The following is a 7,184-nucleotide window of genomic DNA, read 5'->3' on the forward strand; positions in this document are numbered from 1 at the left end:
CGGGAGGCGTCTTCGCCTCCCGCCACGGGCTTACTCGACGGTCGCCGCTCGGCGTGGCGCGGTGCGCCCCGCGTCCTGAGCCTCGGCGTGGTAGGCCAGGTACTTGCGCTGGGTGGCGATGTGATCGGCGATATGCTTGGCGTCGTGCCATACCCCCCAGATAAAGCTGGAGCCGCGCCGCGACAACCAGGGCAGGCCGACGAAGTAGACACCGGGCTCACGGGAGACGCCGCGCTGGTGCTGGGGCTTGCCGTTGTCGTCGAAGGCGTCCACCCTCAGCCAGCGGTAGTCCACCGTGAAGCCGGTGGCCCAGACGATGGTGGAGATCCCGGCCTCGGCCAGGTCGAGCTCGAGCAGCGGCTCACGCACACACGCCGGGTCGGCGGGGATGCGCCGCGCCTCGGGCTCCTCCGGCAGCTCGAGGCCATTGCGGCGCGCATAGTCGTCGGCGGCATCCAGCATCGCCAGGTAGTTGGCGTCGCCGGCGGCCAGGTTGTCGGCCAGGTCGGACTCGAAGGTGACCTTGCCGTCGGCGAAGGCGCGAGTGCGTCCGACCAGGGTCATGCCCTGATGGGCCAGCTCGCGGAAGTCGATGGTCTTGCCGCCACCGGCGCCGCTCACCGCGATGGTGACGTGCTCGGTGCCGGGCTTCATCATCTCGGCGTCCCACTCGCCGAGCACCCCCAGCCACCAGCAGAAGTCGCGTCCCCGGTAGGCCCGGGGCGGACGATCGTGGGGCCCCACCGAGAGGTAGACTTGCCGGCCGGAGCGGCGCAGCTCCTCGGCGATCTGCACCCCGGAGGAGCCGGCCCCCACCACCAGCACCGCCCCTTCCGGCAGCTGCCCGGGGTTACGATACTCGGCGGAGTGAAGCTGGGTCAGGGAGGCGTCCTCGGGGGCAATGGGCGGAATCACCGGCGTCTGGAAGGGGCCGGTGGCGGCCACCACCCGATTGGCCTCGATCACCCCCTCGGAGGTCTCGATGGTAAAGCCCGGCCGGCCGACGTTGCGCTCCACCGACCTGACCTCGACCCCGGTACGGATGGGGGCCTGGATCTTCTCGGCATAGGCCTCGAAATAGGCCGCCACCCGTTCCTTGTCGGCGAAGGCATCCGGGTCCAGGCCATCGAACTCGAGCCCCGGGAAGCGGTCATGCCAGGCCGGGCCATTGGCCACCAGGGAGTCCCAGCGGCGGGTGCGCCAGGCCTCGGCGATGCGATGACGCTCCAGTACCAGGTGGGGTACGCCCTGGTTGCTCAGGTGTTCGCTCATGGCCACGCCGGCCTGACCGCCGCCCACCACCAGGGTATCGATCGTTTCTACTGTCATGCTGCGTCCTCCGGATGAAGTCGTTATGTCCCCACCTTAGGCGCGCCCCATGATTAGATAAAATATAGTTATTCTAGCTTTTGCATCAAAAAAACAGATGCTGATAACGGCGGGGCCGTCATCGAGAATGGCTATTGGCCATTATTCCCAAAATATATATAAAACAGGATTGTCATTACTTATGGGCTAGTTTAGCCTGCTATCCAACATCCTAAATTTCGTGCGGAGCCCATGACCATGTTCAAGCCTTCCTGGATTCGTCGCGGCATCCTGGCCGCCGCCCTCGGCAGTAGCGTCGTCGTCGCCACCCCGGCCCTGGCCCAGGAGCGCGAGCTGCTCAACTCCTCCTACGACATCGCCCGGGAGCTATTCTCCGCCATCAACCCGGACTTTATCGCCCACTGGGAGGCCGAACACGGCGAGAGCGTCGGCGTGCAGCAGTCCCACGGCGGCTCCTCCGCCCAGGCCCGGGCCATTATGCAGGGCCTGCGTGCCGACGTGGTGACCTACAACCAGGTCACCGACGTCCAGGTGCTGGCCGACGCCGGCCTGGTGGCGGAAGAGTGGCAGAGCCAATTGCCCAACAACGCCTCCCCCTACTATTCCACCACCGCCTTCCTGGTGCGCGCCGGCAACCCCAAGGGCATCGAGAGCTGGGACGACCTGGCGCGGGAGGACGTGAGCATCGTCTTCCCCAACCCCAAGACCTCCGGCAACGGCCGCTATACCTACCTGGCCGCCTGGGGCTTCGCCGAGCAGGCCTTCGACGGCGACGAAGAGCAGATTCATGACTTTATGCGCACCTTCCTGCGCAACGTAGCGGTCTTCGACACCGGCGGCCGCGGCGCCACCACCAGCTTTATCGAGCGCGGCCTGGGTGACGTGCTAATCAGCTTCGAGTCCGAGGTCAACAACATCCGCGGCGAGTACGGCAGCGACGACTACGAGGTAATCGTGCCGCCGGTGAGCATCCTCGCCGAATTCCCGGTGGCCGTGGTGGAAGACAACGCCGAGCGCAACGGCACCGAGGACCTGGCCCGGGGCTACCTGGACTACCTCTATAGCGAGGCAGGCCAGCGCACCCTGGCCGGCTTCAACTACCGGGTCCACCACGAGGCGGTGGTGGAAGAGTTCGCCGAACAGTTCCCCGCCACCGAGCTGCTGCGCGTCGAGGAGGTCTTCGGCGGCTGGGAGCAGGCCATGGAGGACCACTTCGCCGGCGGCGCCCTGCTCGATCAACTGCAGCGTCGCTAAGCCATCATGAGCCTCGCCCTTCCCCGCCTCACGGGCCGTCGCCGGGTGCTGCCCGGCTTCGGCCTGTCGCTGGGCATCAGCCTGATGTTCGTCTCGCTGGTGCTGTTGCTGCCCATGACCAGCCTGGTGGGGCAGCTCTCCGGCATCAGCCTGGCCGAGTACTGGGCCATCATCAGCGATGGCCGGGTGGTGGCCAGCTACACCGTGACCATCGGCGCCGCCGCCCTGGCGGCGCTGGTCAACGCCGCCTTCGGCCTGCTGCTGGCCTGGGTGCTGGTGCGCTACGAGTTTCCCGGCAAGCGCCTGCTCGACGCCCTGATGGACCTGCCCTTCGCCCTGCCTACGGCGGTGGCCGGCATCACCCTGGCCACCCTCTACGCCGGCAGCGGCTGGATGGGACGGCTCCTCGAGCCGCTGGGGCTGCAAGTGGCCTACACCTGGGTGGGCATCGCCCTGGCCATGGCCTTTACCAGCATCCCCTTCGTGGTGCGCACCGTGCAGCCGGTGCTGGAGGACCTGCCCCAGGAGGTGGACGAGGCGGCCCTGACCCTGGGCGCCAGTGACGCCACCGCCTTCCGCCGGGTGATCCTGCCGCACCTGTGGCCGGCGCTGGTCACCGGCACGGGACTGGCCTTCGTGCGCTCGCTGGGCGAGTTCGGCGCAATCATCTTTATCGCCGGCAATATGCCCTATGAGACCGAGATCACCGCCCTGATGATCTTCGTCAAGCTCCAGGAGTACGACTACGTGGGCGCCTCGGCCATCGCCTCGGTGGTGCTGATGGTGTCGCTGGCGCTGCTGCTGGCGATCAATATCTGGCAGGGGCACTTTATCAAGCGCCTGCATGGAGGACGCGGCTGATGCAACGGATCGGTGATGCCCCGGCGGTGCGCCGGGGCCTGATTGGCGCCGCCGTGGCCCTCTCGGCGCTCTTCTTGCTGCTGCCCCTGGTGGCGATCTTCGCCCAGGCCTTCGCCCAGGGCGTGGGCGTCTTCTGGGCCAATGTCAGCGACCACTACACCCTGGCCGCCATCGGCCTGACGCTCTTTATCACCGTGCTGACGATTCCCGTCTGCCTGGTATTCGGGGTGGCCCTGGCCTGGCTGGTGACCCGCTTCAGCTTTCCGGGGCGGCGCCTGCTGCAGACCCTGATCGATATCCCCTTCGCCGTCTCGCCGGTGGTGGCGGGACTGATCTATCTGCTGCTCTACGGCCGCAACGGCTGGATCGGCGGCTGGCTCGACGCCCAGGATATCCAGCTGATGTTCGCCTGGCCGGGCATCCTGATGGTGACCATCTTCGTCACCTGCCCCTTCGTGGCCCGGGAGCTGATCCCGCTGATGCAGGCCCAGGGCTCCCGGGAAGAGGAGGCGGCGGTGACCCTGGGCGCCTCCGGCGGGACCATCTTCCGCCGGGTGACGCTGCCCAATATCCGCTGGGCGCTGCTCTACGGGGTGATCCTCACCAATGCCCGGGCGGTGGGCGAGTTCGGCGCCGTCTCGGTGGTCTCCGGGGCCATCCGCGGCCAGACCAACACCCTGCCGCTGCACCTGGAGCAGCTCTACCAGGACTATAACACCGTGGGCGCCTTCGCCAGTGCTGCGCTACTGGCCCTGATCGCCCTGTTCACGCTGGCCGCCAAGGCCGGCCTGGAATGGCGCGCCGCGCGCCGGGAGGCTTGATCATGGGCATTCGCCTGAGCCAAATCGCCAAGACCTACGGCCGTCCGGGCACGCCCCGGGCCCTGGAGCCCATCGACCTGGAGATCGCCAGCGGCGAGCTGGTGGGCCTGCTGGGCCCCTCCGGCTCCGGCAAGACCACCCTGCTGCGGATCATCGCCGGCCTCGAGCAGGCCGACCGCGACCCGGCCGGGACCATCCACTTCGGCAGCCGCGACGTCACCGAGGTGCATGTGCGGGACCGGCGCATCGGCTTCGTCTTCCAGCACTATGCGCTGTTCAAGCATATGACGGTGTTCGACAACGTGGCCTTCGGCCTCACCGTCCAGCCACGCGGCCAACGCCCCTCCAGCGGCGAGATCCGCGCCCGGGTGCATCAGTTGCTGGAGATGGTGCAACTGGAGCGCTTCGCCCAGCGCTACCCGGCGGAGCTCTCCGGCGGCCAGCAGCAGCGGGTCTCCCTGGCCCGGGCCCTGGCCCTGCGCCCCGAGGTGCTGCTGCTCGACGAGCCCTTCGGCGCCCTGGACGCCAAGGTGCGTCAGGACCTGCGCCGCTGGCTGCGTCACCTGCACGACGAGCTGAACTTCACCAGCGTCTTCGTGACCCACGACCAGGAAGAGGCCCTGGAGCTCTCCGACCGGGTGGTGGTGATGAGCGATGGCCGCATCGAGCAGATCGATGCGCCCGCGGCCCTCTACCGGGCCCCGGCCAACCGCTTCGTCTTCGAGTTCCTGGGCGACGTCAATCGCCTGGAGGGCGAGGTGCGCGACGGCGCGCTGACCTGTGGCGAGGCCCGCCTGGCGGTCGACTTGCCCGAAGGGCCCCAGGAGCTGCTGCTGCGCCCCCACGAGCTGAGCCTGGAGGCCGCCCCCAGTGCCGCGGCGCACCTGCCGATGACGGTCACCGCCGTGGTGCCGGTGGGCGCCGAGGTGCGCGTCGAGCTGGCCGCCGACTGGCTCGCCGAGCCGTGGCTGGCCACCATCGGCCATGGCGATTTCGAGCGCCTCGACGTCAGGCGCGGCCAGCGCCTCTATGCCCTGCCCCAGCGCTGGCACCGCTTCGCCGCCGAGGGCCGGCCGGCGACCCAGCCCAGCCTGGCCTGAGTCGATATCGCCCGGCCTGGAAAGGCTCGGGGCTTGCTTCAGGTCACCACCGTGGAAGCTATTCAGCGTAAGGCTTCTGCCCCTATACTCGCCTCGGCATCCCGCCGAGGCGTTATTATTGGAGACCCGTCCTATGCCCTGCCCCATGCCCAGTTTTAAGCCTAACCCCATGCTCCGACGCCAGGCCCTGGCTCTCGTGCTCCTCGCCCTGCTGCTGGCGGGCTGCAGTAGCCCCCACTACCTGCAGGTGGATCCCCGCCTCAGCGCCGAGCTGCCGCGCAGCGGCCAGGGCCAGGCGGTGGCGGTGCATGTGGTGGATGGTCGCGACAGCGACGTCCTGGGCACTCGCAGCGGCGCCGAGATGTCCACCGCCACCATTACCGTGCAGGCCCATGAGCTGGTGCCCAAGCTACAGGCCCAGGCCGAGGAGGCGGTGCGCCGCATGGGCTTTCGCCCCACCCGGGAGGTCGACACCACCCCGCGCCTGACCCTGACCCTGAGGCGCCTGGACTATGCCCGCGGGGACGGCGTGCCGGTACTCGGCGAGGCGGTGCTGGAGGCGGTCTTCCAGGCCGAGGCGGTCAACGCCGGCACCACCTACACCGGTACCTACACCTCGCGACGCAGCCAGAGCTACGCGCTGCGCCCCAGCCAAGAGGCCAATACCCGGATGGTCAACGAGCTGCTCAGCGACGGCCTCAACCGCAGCTTCCGGGACCCGGAGCTGGGGGCCCTGCTGGCCCGCTGACCCCGGCCCTAACACCGCTACCAACGCCGCACCCACCAACGCCAAGGGGCGCCTATAGAGGCGCCCCTTGGCGTTGGTGGTCCGTATCGAGTCACGCTTGGCGGAGGGCCTGGATCTCTTGGCGCAGGGCCTCCGCCTCCTCGGTAAGACGCGCATTGGCGCGCATGTCGCCGTTGCGCGAGGCCTCCATGGCCTCGGTCAACTTGCGCTCATACGCCTTGAACAGCCGCTTGGACGGGTCGCGCTTGAAGAGTCCGAACATGGTATTGCCTCCCGGGTTGACCATTGTTGTACAAAATATCGCAAAAACTTGTACAGTGAAAGCCATGGCCGGGAAAAGCTATACAAGACCTGGACTCAATAAGGCCCCCGACGCTTCAACGACCAGACACTCTCCCGGAAGCCATTGGGCTCCGGCTCGGCGTCGTCCAGGTGCACCAGCTCGAAGTTGGCGCCGAACAACCGCTCCACCTCGGCTGCCTCGACGCTGAAAGGCGGCCCGGCGTTATCCGGCCGGGTCAGGCTGACCAGCAGACCGCGGCTGCCCGGGGCCATCAGCTGGGCGAGGTGGAAGGCGTAGCGCTGGCGGGTCGCCTCGGGCAGGGCGATCAGGGCGGCGCGGTCATAGAAGGCCCCCACCTCGGCGGCCTGGGGCAGATGAAAGTGGAAGAAGTCACCACACCACAGCTCCACGCTGCCCTGCCGGGTCACCTCGAAATCGCCCTGGCGATAGCGGGACGCCGGCGCCTCGCCCTCGGCCACGAACTGGGCGATCGCCTGGCTGGCCAGCTCGATCCCCAGCACCGGATGCCCCCGCTCGGCCAGCCAGCGCATATCCAGGCTCTTGCCGCACAGCGGCACCAGCACCTTGGTATCGCCGGGCACGCCGAGCCTCGGCCAGTAGCGCACCAGCGCCGGATGCGCCGCCTCGCGGTGAAAGCCGATCCGACCTTCCCGCCAGCGCATCAGCCACTCGTTTTCATGAACGCTATCCATTGGTCCTCAACCTCTTTGAATCTCTGGTCAAACTAGCAAAACCAGAGTCACGGAGGGGCACTGGGAGCAGGCCTT

The 7,184-nt window shown here is 67.9% G+C and carries 8 protein-coding genes; 5 read left to right on the forward strand and 3 right to left on the reverse strand.

Going from position 1 to position 7,184, the window contains the following annotated elements:
• Positions 1–30 precede the first annotated feature (30 nt).
• Positions 31–1,329 carry a flavin-containing monooxygenase gene (locus HPA02_RS17790; protein ID WP_146804547.1) on the reverse strand — a complete coding sequence of 433 codons (1,299 nt, stop codon included), beginning with the start codon at positions 1,327–1,329 and terminating at the stop codon, positions 31–33.
• A gap of 237 nt (positions 1,330–1,566) precedes the next feature.
• Between HPA02_RS17790 and cysP the strand changes: the two genes are divergently transcribed.
• The 5 genes from cysP (at position 1,567) to HPA02_RS17815 (ending at position 6,113) form a co-directional block, all read left to right on the forward strand.
• Complete coding sequence (cysP, locus tag HPA02_RS17795) at positions 1,567–2,583, forward strand: thiosulfate ABC transporter substrate-binding protein CysP (protein WP_146804548.1); 1,017 nt, start codon at positions 1,567–1,569, stop codon at positions 2,581–2,583.
• 6 nt (positions 2,584–2,589) lie between these two features.
• The gene (cysT, locus tag HPA02_RS17800; protein WP_146804549.1) at positions 2,590–3,444 is read left to right on the forward strand and encodes a sulfate ABC transporter permease subunit CysT; all 855 of its coding nucleotides are present in this window, start codon (positions 2,590–2,592) and stop codon (positions 3,442–3,444) included.
• Positions 3,444–4,265 carry a sulfate ABC transporter permease subunit CysW gene (gene cysW, locus HPA02_RS17805; protein WP_146804550.1) on the forward strand — a complete coding sequence of 274 codons (822 nt, stop codon included), beginning with the start codon at positions 3,444–3,446 and terminating at the stop codon, positions 4,263–4,265. Before cysT ends, cysW begins: the two co-directional genes overlap by 1 nt.
• 2 nt (positions 4,266–4,267) lie before the next feature.
• Positions 4,268–5,365, forward strand: coding sequence for a sulfate/molybdate ABC transporter ATP-binding protein (locus HPA02_RS17810; protein ID WP_146804551.1), 1,098 nt, complete (start codon positions 4,268–4,270; stop codon positions 5,363–5,365).
• A 169-nt stretch (positions 5,366–5,534) separates the two neighbouring features.
• Complete coding sequence (locus HPA02_RS17815) at positions 5,535–6,113, forward strand: YajG family lipoprotein (protein ID WP_146804552.1); 579 nt, start codon at positions 5,535–5,537, stop codon at positions 6,111–6,113.
• A gap of 91 nt (positions 6,114–6,204) precedes the next feature.
• Here HPA02_RS17815 and HPA02_RS17820 read toward each other — a convergent pair whose 3' ends face one another.
• Together HPA02_RS17820 and HPA02_RS17825 are read right to left on the reverse strand one after the other, a co-directional pair.
• Positions 6,205–6,375, reverse strand: a complete 171-nt coding sequence (locus tag HPA02_RS17820; RefSeq protein ID WP_146804553.1) for a DUF6435 family protein — start codon at positions 6,373–6,375, stop codon at positions 6,205–6,207.
• Between the two features lie 95 nt (positions 6,376–6,470).
• Positions 6,471–7,109, reverse strand: coding sequence for a thiopurine S-methyltransferase (locus HPA02_RS17825; protein ID WP_146804554.1), 639 nt, complete (start codon positions 7,107–7,109; stop codon positions 6,471–6,473).
• Between the last annotated feature and the right edge of the window lie 75 nt (positions 7,110–7,184).

Origin of the sequence: Bisbaumannia pacifica, assembly GCF_007989625.1 — a bacterium.
Classification (GTDB): domain Bacteria; phylum Pseudomonadota; class Gammaproteobacteria; order Pseudomonadales; family Halomonadaceae; genus Bisbaumannia; species Bisbaumannia pacifica.

What these genes read in the sequence shown, in the direction of transcription:
- HPA02_RS17825 (WP_146804554.1), bottom strand. Translation starts at nt 7,109, where the DNA reads ATGGATAGCGTTCATGAAAACGAGTGGCTGATGCGCTGGCGGGAAGGT.
- HPA02_RS17810 (WP_146804551.1), top strand. Translation starts at nt 4,268, where the DNA reads ATGGGCATTCGCCTGAGCCAAATCGCCAAGACCTACGGCCGTCCGGGC.
- HPA02_RS17820 (WP_146804553.1), bottom strand. Translation starts at nt 6,375, where the DNA reads ATGTTCGGACTCTTCAAGCGCGACCCGTCCAAGCGGCTGTTCAAGGCG.
- HPA02_RS17815 (WP_146804552.1), top strand. Translation starts at nt 5,535, where the DNA reads ATGCTCCGACGCCAGGCCCTGGCTCTCGTGCTCCTCGCCCTGCTGCTG.
- HPA02_RS17790 (WP_146804547.1), bottom strand. Translation starts at nt 1,329, where the DNA reads ATGACAGTAGAAACGATCGATACCCTGGTGGTGGGCGGCGGTCAGGCC.
- cysW (WP_146804550.1), top strand. Translation starts at nt 3,444, where the DNA reads ATGCAACGGATCGGTGATGCCCCGGCGGTGCGCCGGGGCCTGATTGGC.
- cysP (WP_146804548.1), top strand. Translation starts at nt 1,567, where the DNA reads ATGTTCAAGCCTTCCTGGATTCGTCGCGGCATCCTGGCCGCCGCCCTC.
- cysT (WP_146804549.1), top strand. Translation starts at nt 2,590, where the DNA reads ATGAGCCTCGCCCTTCCCCGCCTCACGGGCCGTCGCCGGGTGCTGCCC.